Below are 17,103 nucleotides of genomic sequence, written 5' to 3'. Positions count from 1 at the left end.
CTTGTTCAATTTTTATTGTATTATGGTAAAATATAAATAGGAACATATATTCCCTTTGAACAGGGAATCCGAAGCTCGCCATTTCAACGGCGATGCAGTTTATGGGGCTGACTCTATAGCAAAGGGCCGGACCCTGGAAAGTTTATGAGCTTAGGAGATTTATATGAAGTTAATTATTGCAGAAAAGCCTGATCAAGGTTTAAAATTGGCAGCTCCTTTCTCTTTTAAGAAAAAGGATGGTTATTTAGAAATAGCACCCAATCATATTTTTCCTAACGGCGCGTTATTGACTTGGGCAATTGGCCATTTATGTGAGCTGGTTCCACCGGAAGATTATGATCAAAAGTGGAAGAAATGGTCGCTGGAAACGCTGCCCATTATCCCGGATCGTTTTCAACATCGTGTATTAAAGGCGAAGTGGAAACAGTTTAAAATTATAAAAGAACTTGTTCATCGAAAGGATGTTTCTGAAATTATTATCGGGGGCGACGCGGAGAGGGAAGGAGAAGCGATTATCAGGATTATCCTTTCCCAGTGCAAAAATAATAAAAAAATGAAGCGTCTTTGGATTTCTTCCTTAACCCCAAAGGCTGTAATAAAAGGATTTGAAAATTTATTGGATGAATCGCAAACGAGAAACATTTATTATGAAGCGCTCAGCAGAGCGTGTGCAGATTGGCTTGTCGGAATGAATGCTTCGCGTGCTTATACACTTCTGCTACACCAAAAAGGCATTTCTGATGTGTTTTCGACAGGACGTGTTCAAACGCCGACACTTGCGCTTATTGTAAAAAGGGAAAAAGAAATTGAAAACTTTAAATCAGAACTTTTTTGGGAAGTGGCCGCCACTTTTCATATGAATGGAAAACGATATATGGGCAAGTGGCATAAAGATGGAGAAACGCGATTGAAAGAAAAAGAAATGGCTGAAAAGATTGCTCAGTTTTGTGAAGGGAAGCCGGCAGAAATCCAATCGGTTGAGAAAGAACGAAAAGAGTTTCAACCCCCATATTTCTTTAATTTATCATCTTTACAGGCAACAGCAAATAAGATGTTTAAATACCCTCCGCAAAAAACACTGGATATTGCGCAAAAATTATATTTAAAGGGAATTATTTCCTATCCCCGAAGCGACTCAAATTTTGTAACAAAAGAAGAAGCAGCAATGTTTCCAGAAATTCTTCAAAAATTAAGCCAGTTAGATCAATATAATAAATTTTTCCCTCTGCCTGTTGATTCGATTATGAATAATAAACGCTACGTTAATGAAAAAAAAGTCACAGATCATTATGCCATTATACCGACGGAACAGGTGACAAACCCGGCAAAATTATATAGTGACGAGCAAAATATCTATAACTTGATTGTAGAGCGTTTAATTGCTGCGCATTATGATAAAGCAATTTTTGATTATACAACCATTCACACATTAGTAATGGGCAGGGCTGCTTTTATCTCTAAAGGAAAAGAGCAGATACAAGAAGGCTGGCGTAAAGTGATTTATGGTGAGCAAAATGAAAAGAGCAATGAAGACGATGAACAAGATTTGCCATCCTTGCAAGAAGGAGAACAAGGAATTGTTCAAAAAGTAATCGTCAAAGAAGGAAAGACGCAACCACCTAAACGATATACAGAAGGCCAGCTTATTACATTAATGAAAACGGCCGGTAAACATTTGGAAGATGAGGAACTTGTCAAAGTGTTAAATCAAACCGAAGGGTTAGGAACAGAGGCAACGCGTGCAGGAATTATCGGCGTTTTGAAGGATCGAAAATACATTGAGGTAAAGAAAAACCAAGTGTTTGCCACGAATAAAGGAAAACTGCTGATTGAGTCTATAGGCGAAAGTATATTGGCTTCCCCAGAAATGACAGCTAAATGGGAGCAGCGTTTGCATGAAATAGGAGAAGGTAAGGCATCTCCAAAAGAATTTATGGAACAGGCGAAAAAGCTGGCAATTAAGTTAATTGAAGATGCAAAAAAACAAAGTAAAACTTGGAAGTTTGAAGGATATGATTTAGCGGAATTCAAGAAACAGAAAACAGGTAAAAAGAAAACAACAATAGGAATAAAAGTAGGAAAATGTAAGAAGTGTGAGGGGGATGTAATTGACAAAGGAACTTTTTATGGCTGCTCAAATTATTCTGCGACAAAGTGTGACTTTACGATTTCTAAGAAGATTTTAGGCAAGACGATAACACAGGCTAATATAAAGAAATTTCTTAAAGACGGAAAAACTGAACTGATTAAAGGATTCAAAAAAGGTGAGAAGACGTTTGATGCAAAGTTAGAGTGGTCGGAAAATAAGATAAAATTTCTGTTTGAATAAAAATGAGAGGCTGACTCATAAGGGTCAGACCCCCTCTGAACTTGAGGGGTCTGACCCTTTGTTTATTATGACTGAAAGCTAAAAAAGTTTCTCGCTAAAGATAAGTTAGCATTTCTATTTTTATTTGCGTATCTTCGCCCCTTTTCCACAAAAACCAGACCCAGTTAAATAACTCTTTATATTTTGATATACCAATAGTTATTGGATATAATTTAGCGATGAATATGATTAACAATGTTAATCTTGTTCAAAATATCTTTATTGAGGCGTTTTCAAATGGTTTTACTTTACTGCTGCATTATATTTGTCTAGTTCATATTGGGGGTTAATAACGTGTGTCTCATTTTATTTGCTTATCGTGTACATCCTGATTACCCACTCATTTTGGCTGCCAACCGGGATGAGTTTTACGAACGTCCAACCGCTCCTGCGGCATTCTGGGATGATCATCCTTCTGTACTGGCAGGGCGCGATTTGGAGAAAGGTGGAACGTGGATGGGAGTTACCCGGACCGGGCGCTTCGCTGCGATTACAAATTACCGCGCTCCAGGTCATGACCGTTCGGACGCCAAATCACGCGGTTTTCTCGTTAGTGACTTTCTAACCGGTACAGATAAACCGAAGGAATATCTCGAAATAGTACAGCAAGATCGCGGACTATACAATGGCTTTAACTTGCTGGTTGGGGATACTGAATCACTTTATTATTATTCACCGATCCTTAACGAAATCAGTAAAGTTGAACCGGGTATCCACGGTCTCAGCAACGCCGTGCTGGATACGCCATGGCCAAAAATCAAAAAAGGGAAAGAAGAACTAACACAAGCAATAAGTAATAATATAATTGATGAAGCACTTTTGTTGTCAATATTGTCCGACTCAGAAGAAGCGCCGGAAGAAGAGCTGCCGGACACCGGGATTGGGAGAGAGTGGGAGAAAATGTTATCACCGATTTTTATCAAAAGCAGCACATACGGAACAAGAGCTTCTACCATTTTGATAATTGATAACGATAACAATATTGTGTTTAACGAAAAATCTCTTTTGCCTGAATTACAGCAATGGAAACAATCCCGCTTTACGTTTACCGTCGAAGGCTAAAGGAAAGGACCTGGAATAGAAAGCTGGATTGCCTTGTTTATGTATATATAGTAAACTTTTATTGATTATCGTTTAATAATGGGAGGGTACGGAATGCCGACACCAAGTATGGAGGATTATATTGAACAAATTTATATATTAATTGAAGAAAAAGGATACGCAAGAGTTTCGGATATTGCCGAAGCGCTGTCCGTTCATTCCTCCTCAGTCACGAAAATGATTCAAAAACTTGATAAAGATGAATATCTTGTATATGAAAAATATAGAGGGCTTGTTTTAACGCCTAAAGGGAAAAAAATCGGAAAGCGCCTTGTATATAGACATGAGCTTCTGGAACAGTTATTACGTATCATCGGTGTGAAAGAAGAACACATTTACCAAGATGTAGAAGGAATTGAACACCATCTTAGCTGGGACGCAATTGACCGAATCGGCGACCTGGTCCAATATTTCGAAGAAGACGAAAGCAGAATTGAAGCATTAAGAGCAATTCAAAAATTGAACGAAAATTAGAAGAGGCTGACTCATTAAGGGTCTGACTCCCTCGATCGGAGGGGTCTGACCCTTAGTTATGAGCCAGCCTTTTCGTTTTCTCTAATATTTTTAAAACTAATAGTATTTGAAAATCAAAAAGGAATAAGAATATTTTTATTGAAATTATCGTAAATGAAACTATTGAGCCGGCAATACGTATTAAAATACAAAGAAGAAGGTGAGATAAACCAAATATAGAAAGGGTGAATCGATAGTGAGCAGGTATTCGATCGATGATTTTGTTAACGAAACGAAGCAGCAGGATAAAGGGGAAGGCGTATTTGAACTTGAAACACCAAGAATGTTAGAAATTAATGTTAACGGTCAAATTTGGGCAAAAGCGGGAGCAATGGTTTCCTACCGGGGAAACATAAAGTTTGAACGGGAAGGAATTTTTGAACATGGCCTTGGAAAAATGTTCAAAAAAGCATTAACCGGTGAAGGTACTTCGTTAATGAAAGCAACCGGAAACGGCAAGCTGTATGTTGCGGATCAAGGAAAGAAAATTTCAATATTATATTTGCAGGACGAATCGATTTTTGTTAATGGCAACGACCTATTAGCATTTGAGCCCACCATTAATTGGGATATTAAACTAATGAAAAGAGTCGCAGGAATGCTCTCTGGAGGGTTATTTAACGTCCGCCTTGAAGGCCGGGGGATGGTCGCTATTACGTCCCACTACGAACCTTTGACTCTGTTGGTTACTCCTGATAATCCGGTTTATACCGACCCAAACGCAACGGTCGCATGGTCGGGAACACTTGTGCCTGAGTTTGTGACAGATATTTCGTTTAAAACATTCCTTGGAAGAGGAAGCGGAGAATCGATTCAAATGAAATTTTCAGGAAACGGCTTTGTGGTGGTTCAGCCGTTTGAGGAAATTTACTATTCGCAGCAATCGTAACAAAATAGGAGGCAACCACAAGGTTTGCCTCTTTTTGTCGTGTTTTTCTATTATAGTGTTATTACGTAATTTTCCTCTATTTGCTTAATGGCAAAATCAGCAATGGTTTTCGCGGAAAATGGCTGGTAAATTTCATTTAGAGAGTTTTTCATTTTTGTAGCGAGTGTTTCATCCTGGAAAAGCCTTTGTATATGATCGAATGTTTCTTTATTTGAATAGGAAATGAGGGCGGCACCCTTCTCTGCAAAATATTTTGCATTTTCCGCTTCCTGCCCCGGTACCGGTTTGTAAAGGATTAATGGGATCTGTAATGCGGCTGATTCCGTCAAAGTAAGTCCGCCGGGCTTTGTCACTAAACAATCAGAAACGATAAAAATTTCATGGATTTCTTCGACATATTGAAACAGACGGATAGAATCTGGAAAACGTAAAACGAGCGGGGAAAGCTTTTCGTATAATTTTTCATTTCTTCCGCAAACCACTAAAACCTGGTAGGCGGGATTTTGTAAAAGAGTTTCACAAAGCTCCTTCACATTTTTCAAAACTCCATCAGCGCCCGCAAGAATAGTAATGACCTTTTTATGAGAAGAAATTTTGTATTTTCGATAAACCATTTTCCTGTTAAAATCCATCTCAAAAGAGGAGCGAATAGGAATTCCGCTGACTGTGATGCGTTGTTCTTCTATATTTTTGGCGAGCAGTGACAACTTAACAGATTTTGATGCAACAAAATAATGGTCTATTAAAGGATTGGTCCAATAAGGATGAGCACAATAATCCGTAATGACGGTATAAACCGGGATGGAAGATTTTGATTTTTTGATGAAAAAAGGTGCTGTATGAAGCGGAAAAGTTGTGATGACAAATGCCGGGTTATATAGAGCGATCAGCTCCAATAAACGTTTGCGCCCTAAATATTTGGAGAATTGGACAAGTCCTTTTGAATGGAGCTTATTTGTTCCATAATAAAACCATTTATAGAAGGAAGGTCCATATGTAAAACTTTTTAGAAGTAAAGTTTGTGTTAAATTTGTAAAAGCAGGATAAGATTCACCGAATAAATCGGAAACGACCGATTCAAAACCTTTCCTGTTTAATTCTTGAGCAAGTACTTTTGCTGCCTGTAAATGACCACTTCCGTAACGGGCAGTAAGAATGAGAGCGGATGGACGCTTCAAGTGAAATCCCCCTAGTGATTACTTTTTTTTTCAGAATATCATGTTTTTGTATAGGAAATATGAAGAAATGTTCATGAATTGTAAAGGAAATTAGAAAGTTTTATAACTTGTATAAAATTAAAGAATGGAAGGTACTAAAAATAAAAAACAGGCGCAAGACTTTCTCTCACGCCTGATTTTGTTAGTCCCATTCATAAGGTGTTTCTTGGTAGACGTAGTAATTTAGCCAGTTGGAGAATAATAGATGTGCATGGGAACGCCATCGGTTAACTGGCGGCAATGATGGATCATCGTTCGGGAAATAGTTTTCAGGCACATGAATATCAAGTCCCTTTTTAATATCGCGGCGGTATTCTTGGCTCAGCGTCTCGGCATCATACTCAAGGTGCCCGGTTATCATAATTTGCTTGCCGTTATTTGCACTCATAATAAATGGCCCTGCTTCGTCTGATACAGAAAGTAATTTAATGTTGTCCGAATTCATGATTTCCTCTATCGAAACGTCCGTATAGCGGGAATGAGGAGCGACGAATACGTCATCGAAGCCTCTTAACAGCTTTTCCGTTCTATCTAAAACCTTATGTTTGAAGACTCCGGAACATTTTCTCGGAAGTTCAAATTTACCGATTCCAAAGTGATAGTATAAAGCAGCCTGTGCACCCCAGCAAATATGTAAGGTGGAAGTCACACAGTCAACCGACCAATCCATGATTTCCTTTAACTCTTCCCAATAATCCACCTCTTCAAAAGGAAGGAGTTCAACCGGTGCCCCTGTTATGATCATTCCGTCGAATTTCCTTTCCTTTATGTCCGAAAAGGTCTTGTAAAACTGTTCCAGATGCAAGGCACTCGTATTTTTCGATTTATGAGTTGCAGTCTTCAAAAAGGTTATGTTTACTTGCAGAGGCGTATTTCCCAAAAGCCTGAGAAGCTGTGCTTCCGTTTTTTCTTTTTCAGGCATTAAGTTTAAAATTAAAATATTTAAAGGCCTTATATCCTGTCGGTTGGCACGGTCTTCATCCATAACAAAAATATTTTCAGCTTCAAGTATTTCCCGTGCAGGAAGAAGCTTCGGAATTTTTATTGGCAATCGCGTATCCCCCTTCGTTTCAATTTTCAATTATTTCTATTATAACTACCAATCATTTAGTCAGCAATGATGTAAACTTTGATTTTAGAAAACTTTTATAAGTTTTTACTCCCAACCCTAACATGGAAATAGGTCTCATTTAAAAACAAAACCAACAAAATAAGGCGGTGTGAGCGGAGCCAAGCTAAAAAAATTTACAAGGCTAAACATGTATCTTGCTAAAAATTAAGTTGGCATTTCTATATTAGTTAGCGCAGCTCCGCCCCTTTTCTACAAAAAAAGTGAATATTTTTCTCTTAGAAAGCGCATTCCGGTGTTACAATAATGGGGATAACTATTCGAATGTTTTCAGGGGGAAAGTGACATGGAAATTAAAACAGAATTTAAGTCAGACATTGAAATTGCCCAGATGGCAAAACTGAAACCGATTCGTGAAATCGCAGAAAAAATAGGTTTAACTGAAGATGATATTGAATTATATGGGAAATATAAAGCAAAGCTATCCTATGATACACTAAATAAATTGAAAACAAAAGAAAATGGGAAAATCATTCTGGTAACCTCGATAAATCCTACTCCGGCCGGGGAAGGGAAATCAACGGTGACTGTCGGGCTTGCTGATGCTTTTAACAAGATCGGCAAAAAGGCGATGATCGCTTTGCGCGAACCTTCACTTGGCCCAACAATGGGAATTAAAGGAGGAGCAACCGGGGGCGGCTATGCCCAAGTACTTCCGATGGAAGACATCAATTTGCATTTCACTGGCGACCTCCACGCGATAACGACAGCGAACAATGCTCTGGCAGCATTAATTGATAACCATCTGCAGCAAGGCAATGAACTGCGGATTGACCAGCGAAGGATTGTATGGAAGCGTGCTCTTGACTTAAATGACCGTGCCCTGCGAAAAGTTGTGATTGGATTAGGCGGCCCTGTACAAGGAGTGCCGCGAGAAGATGGCTTTGATATAACGGTTGCATCTGAAATCATGGCTGTTTTATGCTTGGCTGAAGACCTCGAGGATTTAAAAAGAAGGCTTTCTAGAATGGTCATTGCCTATAATTACGATAAACAGCCGGTAACCGTTGGAGATTTAGGGGTTGAGGGGGCATTGGCTTTATTATTAAAGGAAGCTGTAAAACCAAACCTCGTTCAAACAATTGAACATACTCCGGCGTTAATTCATGGCGGACCGTTTGCCAACATCGCCCATGGCTGCAACAGTGTGATTGCGACAACTGCAGCATTAAAGCTAGCAGATTATGTTGTCACCGAAGCAGGCTTTGGTGCGGATTTAGGTGCGGAAAAGTTCTTGAATATTAAGGCAAGAAGTGCAGGTTTTCATCCGGAAGCTGTCGTCATTGTTGCGACGATTCGCGCCCTAAAAATGCATGGGGGTCTCTTAAAATCCGAATTAAAGAAAGAAGATATCGGCGCATTGACTCAGGGATTCGCCAATTTAAAAAAACATATTGAAACAATTGAAAGCTTTGGTCTCCCTTATGTTGTGGCCATCAACAAGTTTCATACCGATACAGATCTCGAAATTCAAACACTTCTTAACCTATGCAGAGGGGAAAATATTCCTGTGTCATTAACGGAAGTATGGGAAAAAGGCGGTGCAGGCGGAGTAGACTTGGCGCAGACCGTATTACGAGTAATCGAAGAAAAAGAAGCGAATTTCTCTCCTTTATACGATCTTTCGGAACCGTTGGAAGAGAAAATCCGTACCATCGTTCAAAAAGTATATGGAGGGAAAGACGTTGAATTTTCTCCTAAAGCGAAAAAACAGCTGATCGAATTTGAAGCAAATGGCTGGGGCAATTTGCCTGTATGCATGGCGAAAACCCAGTATTCTTTGACAGACAATCCTGGAAAGCTCGGACGGCCAACAGATTTTACAATAACTGTTCGCGAGTTAAAGCCATCAATCGGTGCCGGGTTCATTGTTGCCTTAACCGCAGAAGTAATGACAATGCCGGGCTTGCCAAAACAGCCCGCAGCCTTAAAAATGGACGTGGATGAAAACGGAAGAGCTGTTGGATTGTTTTAGCCAATTGTGCCTGTCAAGGCGAAATGTGGAGTGATACAATGTTTGATCCTACTGCTTTTGAAAATATGAAAGTTGTGATCGAAGGTGCTGTGTATGACCTTGATCTTAGCGGGGAAATACGTGTTATTGATCGAAATGATTTACTAAACACGGCCAAGCTTTCAAGAGAATTTAACATTTCTTTTATCGATGCTGGAGAAATTCAATCGCAAAAAATAATTGCAAAATTCATAATGGAGGCAAAGCTTGAAAATCTGGCTGCAGAACTGCTTCCTGCAGCCCAATCAGTCAAGCTTTCCGGCTCAAATGTTATGATCGTTTTTATCGCCGAGCATGAAAATGACACGGAGATCAATAAGAAAATATGGAAGACGGTAAAGGGAATTTGGGGAGAAAACAGAACCGTCACACAAAAAATCATTATCGATCCGTCTGCAGACAACAAATGGATCAAAAGTGAAACGTCTGTTTCTTTTAATCGATTGATTAGTGAAGAACAAATTGATGATCTGGCAGAAATGATTCCTTTCATGATTCAAACTTTAAAAAAATTGACTGCAATTGTATAATGAACAGGTGATACGAGTATTTTTCGCAATGATTGGATGTCAGCAAATTTACATAAAATATTTAGGAGATCTCGAAAATTTTTAAGAACGGATGGCCTTGCCGTAATTGGCAAGGTTTTTTATTATAGGACATTAACGTGGTGGCAGTGTAGACTTATTTTTGCGATCCGAGGATTCTAATCGAAGTCAAAACATAGTGGTCGAACGGTATTTTTGTAATTAGTTGAGTCTTTATTTAAATATATCAGCCTTTATATTAAATTATGAGCCCTGATTTTGAAATATGAGCCGTCGATTTGATAAATGAGCCTTTATTTGAATTTATGAGCCGTCGATCTGAGATATGAGCCCTGATTTTGAAATATGAGCGGTCGTTCTGATATATGAGCCTTCGAACACATTTATGAGCATTCAATCTAGTTTATGAGTCTATTATATAGTACCCAACTAATTCTTATTTTAAAAAAGAAGAATATATAAATATAAAGGGGGAGATTTAATGGCACGGGTTGCCTGGGTCACAGACAGCACTGCATATATTGATGAAGAACTAAAAAACCATCCCGATGTTTACACGATTCCAATGACAATTCTTCTTGATGAAGAGGAATTTTTAGATGGCATCGAACTTTCGCCGCATCAGCTGTTTGAAAGGCTGAAATCGTTAAAAACACCGCCGAAAACCTCTCAGCCATCGATCGGAGAATTTCGCAAACTTTATACAAGTCTGTCGGAAACCTATGACTATATTATTTCCGTACATGTATCTTCAAATTTAAGCGGAACGGTTTCTTCAAGTGAACAAGCGGCGCAAATGGTTGATATTCCTGTTACTACAATCGATTCAAAAATTCTAACCTATCCTTTGTCAGCCCTAATCAAATTAGGAATAAGCTGCATTGATTCAGGGTTAAGCATACAGGAAACGAAAAAAAGAATAGAACAGGTCGCCGAGAGCAATGAAACATACGTTCTAATCGGAAGTCTTGAACAGCTTCATCGCAGCGGAAGAATGTCGGGAGTACAATTTTTGCTGGGAAGCATGCTGAGCATTAAGCCGATCATTACGATTGAAAACGGCAGTCTCAATGTAAAAGAAAAAGCGAGAAGCGAAAAAAAAGCAAAGGAAAAGATTGCTGCGTATTTGCGAGAATCCTTGGAGAAGCATTCGTTTAAGGAAGTATATATATTATACGGGCTTCATGAAGATTCAGCAAAATCATGGCAATCAGAGCTTGAGGCAGAGTTTCCGGACATCCGGTTCATTTGCTGCCCGCTTGGTGCTACCATCGGTGTCCACGCAGGCGAACATACACTTGGAATCAGCTGGTTCCGTGATTTGAAATAGTGCTGTCAAGGCACTTTTCTTTTTTACGGCTCTCTTTCTTTCATGCTAAAATTAAATTCGGGATGAAAGAAGGTGTCTTCATGCAAGAGAAAATAATTAAGAGAACAGAAGCATTCGTCAAACATGTGTTGGGCCGTGAATCGACGGGGCATGACTGGCATCATGTTGACCGCGTAAGGCGGAATGCTTTATATATATCGAAAAAAGAACAATCCGGTGATCCGTTTATTATTGAGATGGCAGCGCTGCTCCACGACATCCCGGATGATAAATTAAATAACAGTCAAGAAGAAGGCCGGTACAAACTTGCAAGCTTCATGGAAGTGCTTGATTTGCCTCCGGCGATAAAAAAGCATATTACGGAGATTATCTTTTCGATCTCTTTTAAAGGGGGAAATGGCCCGAAGCTGTCTTTAGCCGAAGCTAAAATCGTTCAGGATGCAGACAGGCTTGATGCCATTGGGGCGATCGGCATTGCCAGAGCATTTGCATATGGCGGAAAGAAAGGTCAGCCAATATTTGATCCGAGCCTTTCCGTACGTGAAAACATGACGGTTGAAGAGTACCGAAATGGTGAAACCTCTTCTATTCATCATTTTTATGAAAAGCTTCTTAAAATAAAAGACAGCTTACATACAGCAACGGCCAAAGAAATGGCTAGAGAACGCCATCAATTTATGGAAGCATTTTTGAATCAATTTTACAGCGAATGGAATGGTCAAGAATGAAAATGATTTCGATTGAACAAGTATCAAAAACATATGGAGAGAAACAGCTGTTTCGCGACATTTCCTTTACAATTTTGGAAAAAGAAAGAGTAGGCTTAATTGGCGTAAACGGCACAGGGAAATCATCTTTGCTGAAAATTGTCGCCGGAGTAGATATTCCGGATTCAGGCAAAATTGTCTGTGCAAAGGATTATAAAATCTCTTATTTAGCTCAGAAACCTGATTTAAACCATGAATTGACCGTTTTGGAACAAGTTTTTGAAGGTGATGCGCCCGTTTTCCGATTACTGCGGGAATATGAACAAGCGCTATTGGAACTAACTCACTTGCCAAATAATCAAGCACTTCAAGAACGAGTGTTTGATTATCAGCGGAAAATGGATTCGATGGATGCATGGGATACAAGCACAAACGCGAAATCTATCTTAACAAAATTGGGAATTGAAGATGTTAATAAAAAGATTGGAGAACTATCCGGTGGGCAAAAGAAACGGGTAGCACTTGCCCAAGTGTTGATTCAAGAACCCGACCTCTTGATCCTTGATGAGCCTACAAACCATCTTGACTACGAATCTGTCAAATGGCTTGAAGAATATTTGGCGAGATACAGTGGATCTCTTTTGCTTGTCACCCATGACCGTTATTTCCTTGATCGGGTAACAAACCGTATTTTTGAATTGGACGGAGGAAATTTATTCAGTTATAAAGGGAATTATGCTGCTTTTCTAGAAGCGAAAGCAATCCGTGAAGAAAACGAACAAGCAACAATTGAAAAAAGAAAGAACCTGTACCGCCGTGAACTTGAGTGGATCAGGAGAGGCGCAAAAGCAAGATCAACAAAACAAAAAGCAAGAATTCAACGCTTTGAAAAATTGGATGAACAGCTGTCAAATGTAAAAAGCAGTGAAAAGCTGGATATTGCGTTAAGCGGAAGCAGGCTTGGAAAACAAGTATTTGAACTGAAATCTGCTTCTAAAGCATATGGAAACCAAGTCATTTTAAAAGATTTTAACTTGCTTGTAAAACCCGGTGACAGAATTGGAATCATCGGCCGGAACGGCACAGGGAAATCCACACTTCTCAATATTCTTGCCGGAAAAATTCCGCTCGATCACGGGGATTTCATTGCCGGCCAAACGGTTAAAACCGCTTTTTACACGCAAGAAAGCGAGGACATGGATGAAAACAAGCGGATGATCGAATATTTGAAAGAAACCGCTCAAGTGGTCCAAACATCTGACGGAAAAACGATTTCCGCTGCCCAGATGCTTGAACGATTTCTTTTTCCCATGCATACCCACGGAACGCCAATCAGAAAATTGTCCGGCGGGGAAAAGCGCCGCCTCTATTTATTGAAAATCCTGATGGAGGAACCAAATGTCCTCCTGTTGGACGAGCCGACCAATGATCTTGATACGCAAACATTGACGGTTCTTGAAGATTATTTGGAGGATTTTCCAGGGGTTGTCATAACCGTATCCCATGACCGCTATTTCCTTGATAAAGTTGCCGAACAGCTTCTCGTATTAAAAGGCGATGGAATCATTGACTTTTTTTACGGAAACTATACCGAGTATTTGGAAAAACAGTCAGCCACAGTCAATAGTAAGCAGCCTAAAAAACAAGAGAAGACGCCTGCACAAGAAAAACCGAAGAAGAAAAGAATGACCTTTAAAGAGAAAAAAGAGTGGGAAGAGATTGATGATCATATCGAAAAAATTGAATCCCGTCTACGTGAAGTTTCAGAGGAAATGGCGAATACAGGCAGCGATTTTGAAAAAGCCCAGAAGCTTGTGGAAGAAGAAGCGGAGCTTAATGAAAAACTTGAACATTTAATTGAACGCTGGACTTATTTATCAGAGCTCGCAGAAAATGAATAAACAGCAATTTATTGCCCGGTGAATTTTGATGCCGGGTTTTTTTTATAAGACTAAGACAAGCACAAAATGTGAATCGACCATAACCGTATGTTAAAATAAATAAACAATGTGATTATGTTGAAAAAGGATGAAGCCAGATGAAAATAATTGCAATCGAACCTACTCCAAGCCCCAATACGATGAAAATCATTCTCGATGAAGAACTTCCGATGGGGAAGAGGAACAACTATAAAAAAGAAACGAGTGAAGGTGCACCGGAAGTCATCCGGAACATCCTCGAAATTGAAGGTGTAAAAGGTGTTTATCATGTTGCAGATTTTTTAGCCGTTGAAAGAAATGCGAAGTATGACTGGAAAACTATTTTGCCAAAAGTAAGGGAAGCTTTCGGGGAAGACCAAGATGACGATAGTGAGCCAGAATCAGCCGTAAATGACCATTTTGGTGAAATTAAAGTTCAAGTTCAGATGTATAAAGGCATTCCGATGCAAATTAAGTTAATCGACGGTACGGAAGAAAGACGGTATGGACTGCCGGAAAATTTTATTAATGCAATTAAACGAGCGCAAGACCCGAATGACAATATTGTGATAGAACGAAAATGGAAAGAGTTTGGTGTCCGCTACGGAGATTTCGATCAGATCGGCCATGATGTTAAAGAGGAATTAATGGCTGCCTATCCCGATGATAGGCTTGAAGCGCTTGTAAAAGCTGCGAAAGATCCTGATAAAAAAAATCAAGGAAAACAAATTCGGGAAAGGAAAAAAGTTTCCCTTGACGATTTAAATGATCCGGATTGGAGAAAACGGTATCAGCTGCTCGAACAAATGGATGACCCGACAATCGAGGATCTCCCTCTTTTGGAAAAAGCACTTCATGACGAAAAGGCGTCGATTAGAAGGCTCGCAGTTGTTTATCTTGGAATGATTGAAGATAAAAGAGTTCTGCCGTTGCTTTATAAGGGCCTAAAAGATAAAACGGTTACGGTAAGAAGGACGGCAGGAGATTGCTTATCTGATTTAGGATTTGAAGAAGCAATGGACGAAATGATGGAAGCGTTGAAAGATGAGAGCAAACTTGTCCGCTGGCGTGCCGCCATGTTTTTGTATGAGGTAGGCGATGAAAGGGCGCTTCCTGCTTTAAAAGCTGCTGAGGATGATCCTGAATTTGAAGTAAGTATGCAAGTAAAGCTTGCGATCGCCCGGATTAAAGGCGGCGAGGAAGCGAAGGGATCCGTCTGGAAGCAAATGACCGAAGCAAGAAAACAAGATAGTCGAACAAACGAAAGGGATTAACCTTCAATGGTTAGTCCCTTTTTTTGAATTTACCGCTAAATTCATTATTATTGCGATTATTTTGATATTATTGCGATTTTTTCAATATAACTGCGATAATTTTGATATAACAGCGATTTTTTAAAAATAACTGCGATAATTTTGGTATAACAGCTATTTTTTCAAAATAACCGCGATTATTAAATTGTAACCAAATATTATATTTTTTCCGCAATTAACGACAATTAACGCAAATTTAATTTTGAAAACGTTTTCAAATAATCAAAAACATTAAAATTTTACAAAATTATTGAAAATTTTTGTGAAAAGGTCTATATTTGAAAGAAAATAAAATTCGGAGGAAGATCAGATGACTAGAGACTTAAGAATTCGCAGCCATGTAATTAGTGATGATGAAAGAAGAGCTCCGAACCGAGCAATGCTTCGGGCAGTTGGGTTTACCGATGAGGATTTCAAAAAACCGATGATCGGGATTGCCAGTACATGGAGCGAGGTAACCCCTTGCAACATACATATTAATGAACTAGCCTTCAAAGCGAAAGAAGGTGCAAAGGATGCAGGCGGTGCACCGCTTGTATTTAATACGATTACCGTTTCGGACGGGATTTCTATGGGAACAGAGGGAATGAGATATTCCCTGCCGAGCCGTGATCTCATTGCCGATTCGATTGAAACGGTTGTAGGTGCTGAAAATTTAGATGGTTTTGTCGCAATCGGAGGCTGTGATAAAAACATGCCCGGTTGTTTGATGGCCATTGCGAGAATGAATTTGCCTTCTTTGTTTGTTTATGGAGGAACAATCAAACCTGGAAAATTAAATGGAAAAGATATTGATATCGTTTCCGCTTTTGAAGGTGTCGGCCAATATAATAAAGGAGATATCGATAGGGAAGGCCTGCATAAGATTGAATGTCATGCATGTCCCGGCGCCGGTTCTTGCGGAGGAATGTATACTGCCAATACAATGGCAAGCGCGATTGAAGCACTCGGTATGAGCTTGCCGGGAAGTTCTTCGAACCCTGCAGAAACAGATGAGAAACGAAATGATTGTTATGAAGCGGGACGAGCTGTTTACCGTTTGCTTGAACAAGATATTCGCCCCCGTGATATTTTAACGAAAAAAGCATTTGAAAATGCGATTACCGTTGTAATGGCTTTAGGCGGATCAACAAATGCGATTTTACATTTAATGGCGATTGCCCATGCTGCCGAAGTTGATCTTTCACTTGAAGATTTTAACCGGATTCAGAAAAAAGTTCCGCATATCGCTGACTTGAAGCCAAGCGGCAAATACGTTATGCAGGACTTGCATGAGGCTGGAGGAGTACAGGCTGTAATGAAAATGCTGCTTAATGCCGGCCTGTTGCATGGAGACTGCTTGACAGTTACCGGAAAAACATTGGCAGAAAACCTTGCTGAAGCCCCTGACTTGAAAGAAGGCCAAAAAATCATTTATCCACTTGATAAGCCGCTCAAGGAAAAAGGCCCTCTTGTCGTTTTAAAAGGGAACCTTGCGCCTGCCGGTGCAGTAGCAAAAGTTTCAGGCTTAAAAGTAACACGGCATACCGGACCAGCGAAAGTATTTGATGACGAAGAATCAGCTACGAAAGCAGTTTTAAACGGAGAAATACAACCGGGGGATGTATTAGTTATCCGCTATGAAGGGCCTAAAGGCGGTCCTGGAATGCCTGAAATGCTCTCCATTTCCGGAATTCTTGTCGGAAAAGGACTTGGCGAAAGCGTAGCGCTTTTAACAGACGGCCGTTTCTCAGGAGGAACCCATGGCCTTGTAGTCGGTCATATTGCTCCGGAAGCACAAGTCGGCGGTCCGATCGCCTTTATTCAAAATGGTGACATGATCACCATTGACAGTGAAACGCAAGAGATTTCGGTTGCTTTGACAGAAAGTGAATTTGAAGAACGAAAACGAAACTGGGAGCCGCCTGCATTGCCAACCAGAGGAGCATTGGCGAAATATGCGAGACTCGTTTCCTGTGCGTCAAGAGGTGCGGTGACTGATTACTTTGAAGATGCACCGGCGAAAGAAACTTTGAAGCTCTAATCCCGACAGTAAAATTGCAATGTAAGCATGGA

Annotated in this window: 13 protein-coding genes; 11 read left to right on the top strand and 2 right to left on the bottom strand. The window is 39.8% G+C overall.

Features of this window, described 5'->3' with window-relative positions; translation table 11 throughout:
• Positions 1 to 163 precede the first annotated feature (163 nt).
• The 4 genes from C0966_RS08105 (at position 164) to C0966_RS08090 (ending at position 4,871) form a co-directional block, all read left to right on the top strand.
• Positions 164 to 2,329, top strand: coding sequence for a DNA topoisomerase III (locus C0966_RS08105; protein ID WP_274854775.1), 2,166 nt, complete (start codon positions 164 to 166; stop codon positions 2,327 to 2,329).
• Between the two features lie 333 nt (positions 2,330 to 2,662).
• On the top strand, positions 2,663 to 3,430 hold the full coding sequence (locus C0966_RS08100; protein ID WP_274854774.1) for an NRDE family protein: 768 nt from the start codon (positions 2,663 to 2,665) through the stop codon (positions 3,428 to 3,430).
• A 93-nt stretch (positions 3,431 to 3,523) separates the two neighbouring features.
• Positions 3,524 to 3,943, top strand: a complete 420-nt coding sequence (gene mntR / locus C0966_RS08095; protein WP_274854773.1) for a transcriptional regulator MntR — start codon at positions 3,524 to 3,526, stop codon at positions 3,941 to 3,943.
• Between the two features lie 235 nt (positions 3,944 to 4,178).
• Positions 4,179 to 4,871: an AIM24 family protein gene (locus C0966_RS08090; protein WP_274854772.1), complete on the top strand. Its 693-nt coding sequence runs from the start codon at positions 4,179 to 4,181 to the stop codon at positions 4,869 to 4,871.
• A 50-nt stretch (positions 4,872 to 4,921) separates the two neighbouring features.
• On the opposite strand, the gene C0966_RS08085 is transcribed toward C0966_RS08090, so the two are convergent.
• Together C0966_RS08085 and metA are read right to left on the bottom strand one after the other, a co-directional pair.
• Positions 4,922 to 6,049, bottom strand: coding sequence for an MGDG synthase family glycosyltransferase (locus C0966_RS08085; RefSeq protein ID WP_274854771.1), 1,128 nt, complete (start codon positions 6,047 to 6,049; stop codon positions 4,922 to 4,924).
• A gap of 181 nt (positions 6,050 to 6,230) precedes the next feature.
• Positions 6,231 to 7,139 carry a homoserine O-acetyltransferase MetA gene (gene metA, locus C0966_RS08080; RefSeq protein WP_274854769.1) on the bottom strand — a complete coding sequence of 303 codons (909 nt, stop codon included), beginning with the start codon at positions 7,137 to 7,139 and terminating at the stop codon, positions 6,231 to 6,233.
• Positions 7,140 to 7,503: 364 nt separating this feature from the next.
• Here metA and C0966_RS08075 point away from each other — a divergent pair, with 364 nt between their 5' ends.
• The 7 genes from C0966_RS08075 to ilvD all read left to right on the top strand — a co-directional run bounded on the left by C0966_RS08075 (position 7,504) and on the right by ilvD (position 17,071).
• Positions 7,504 to 9,192, top strand: coding sequence for a formate--tetrahydrofolate ligase (locus tag C0966_RS08075; RefSeq protein WP_274854768.1), 1,689 nt, complete (start codon positions 7,504 to 7,506; stop codon positions 9,190 to 9,192).
• Positions 9,193 to 9,230: 38 nt separating this feature from the next.
• A complete protein-coding gene (locus C0966_RS08070) occupies positions 9,231 to 9,761 on the top strand; it encodes a hypothetical protein (protein ID WP_274854767.1) in 531 nt (176 codons plus the stop codon).
• Positions 9,762 to 10,260: 499 nt separating this feature from the next.
• Positions 10,261 to 11,109, top strand: coding sequence for a DegV family protein (locus C0966_RS08065; RefSeq protein WP_274854765.1), 849 nt, complete (start codon positions 10,261 to 10,263; stop codon positions 11,107 to 11,109).
• Positions 11,110 to 11,189: 80 nt separating this feature from the next.
• Complete coding sequence (locus C0966_RS08060; RefSeq protein ID WP_274854764.1) at positions 11,190 to 11,837, top strand: HD domain-containing protein; 648 nt, start codon at positions 11,190 to 11,192, stop codon at positions 11,835 to 11,837.
• Positions 11,834 to 13,717, top strand: a complete 1,884-nt coding sequence (locus C0966_RS08055; protein ID WP_274854763.1) for an ABC-F family ATP-binding cassette domain-containing protein — start codon at positions 11,834 to 11,836, stop codon at positions 13,715 to 13,717. The genes C0966_RS08060 and C0966_RS08055 overlap by 4 nt, the downstream gene beginning before the upstream one ends.
• A gap of 137 nt (positions 13,718 to 13,854) precedes the next feature.
• Entirely contained in the window at positions 13,855 to 15,009 is a 1,155-nt protein-coding gene (locus tag C0966_RS08050; protein WP_274854762.1) for a conserved virulence factor C family protein, read from the top strand.
• 349 nt (positions 15,010 to 15,358) lie between these two features.
• Positions 15,359 to 17,071 (top strand): dihydroxy-acid dehydratase, encoded by a 1,713-nt coding sequence (gene ilvD, locus C0966_RS08045; protein ID WP_274854760.1) that lies wholly within the window; start codon positions 15,359 to 15,361, stop codon positions 17,069 to 17,071.
• Positions 17,072 to 17,103 lie beyond the last annotated feature (32 nt).

The sequence above is a fragment of the Bacillus methanolicus genome (assembly GCF_028888695.1).
Taxonomy (GTDB): domain Bacteria; phylum Bacillota; class Bacilli; order Bacillales; family Cytobacillaceae; genus Bacillus_Z; species Bacillus_Z methanolicus_B.
The sequence above is the reverse complement of the archived record's forward strand: the minus strand, read 5'-3'. Positions and strand labels throughout refer to the sequence as shown.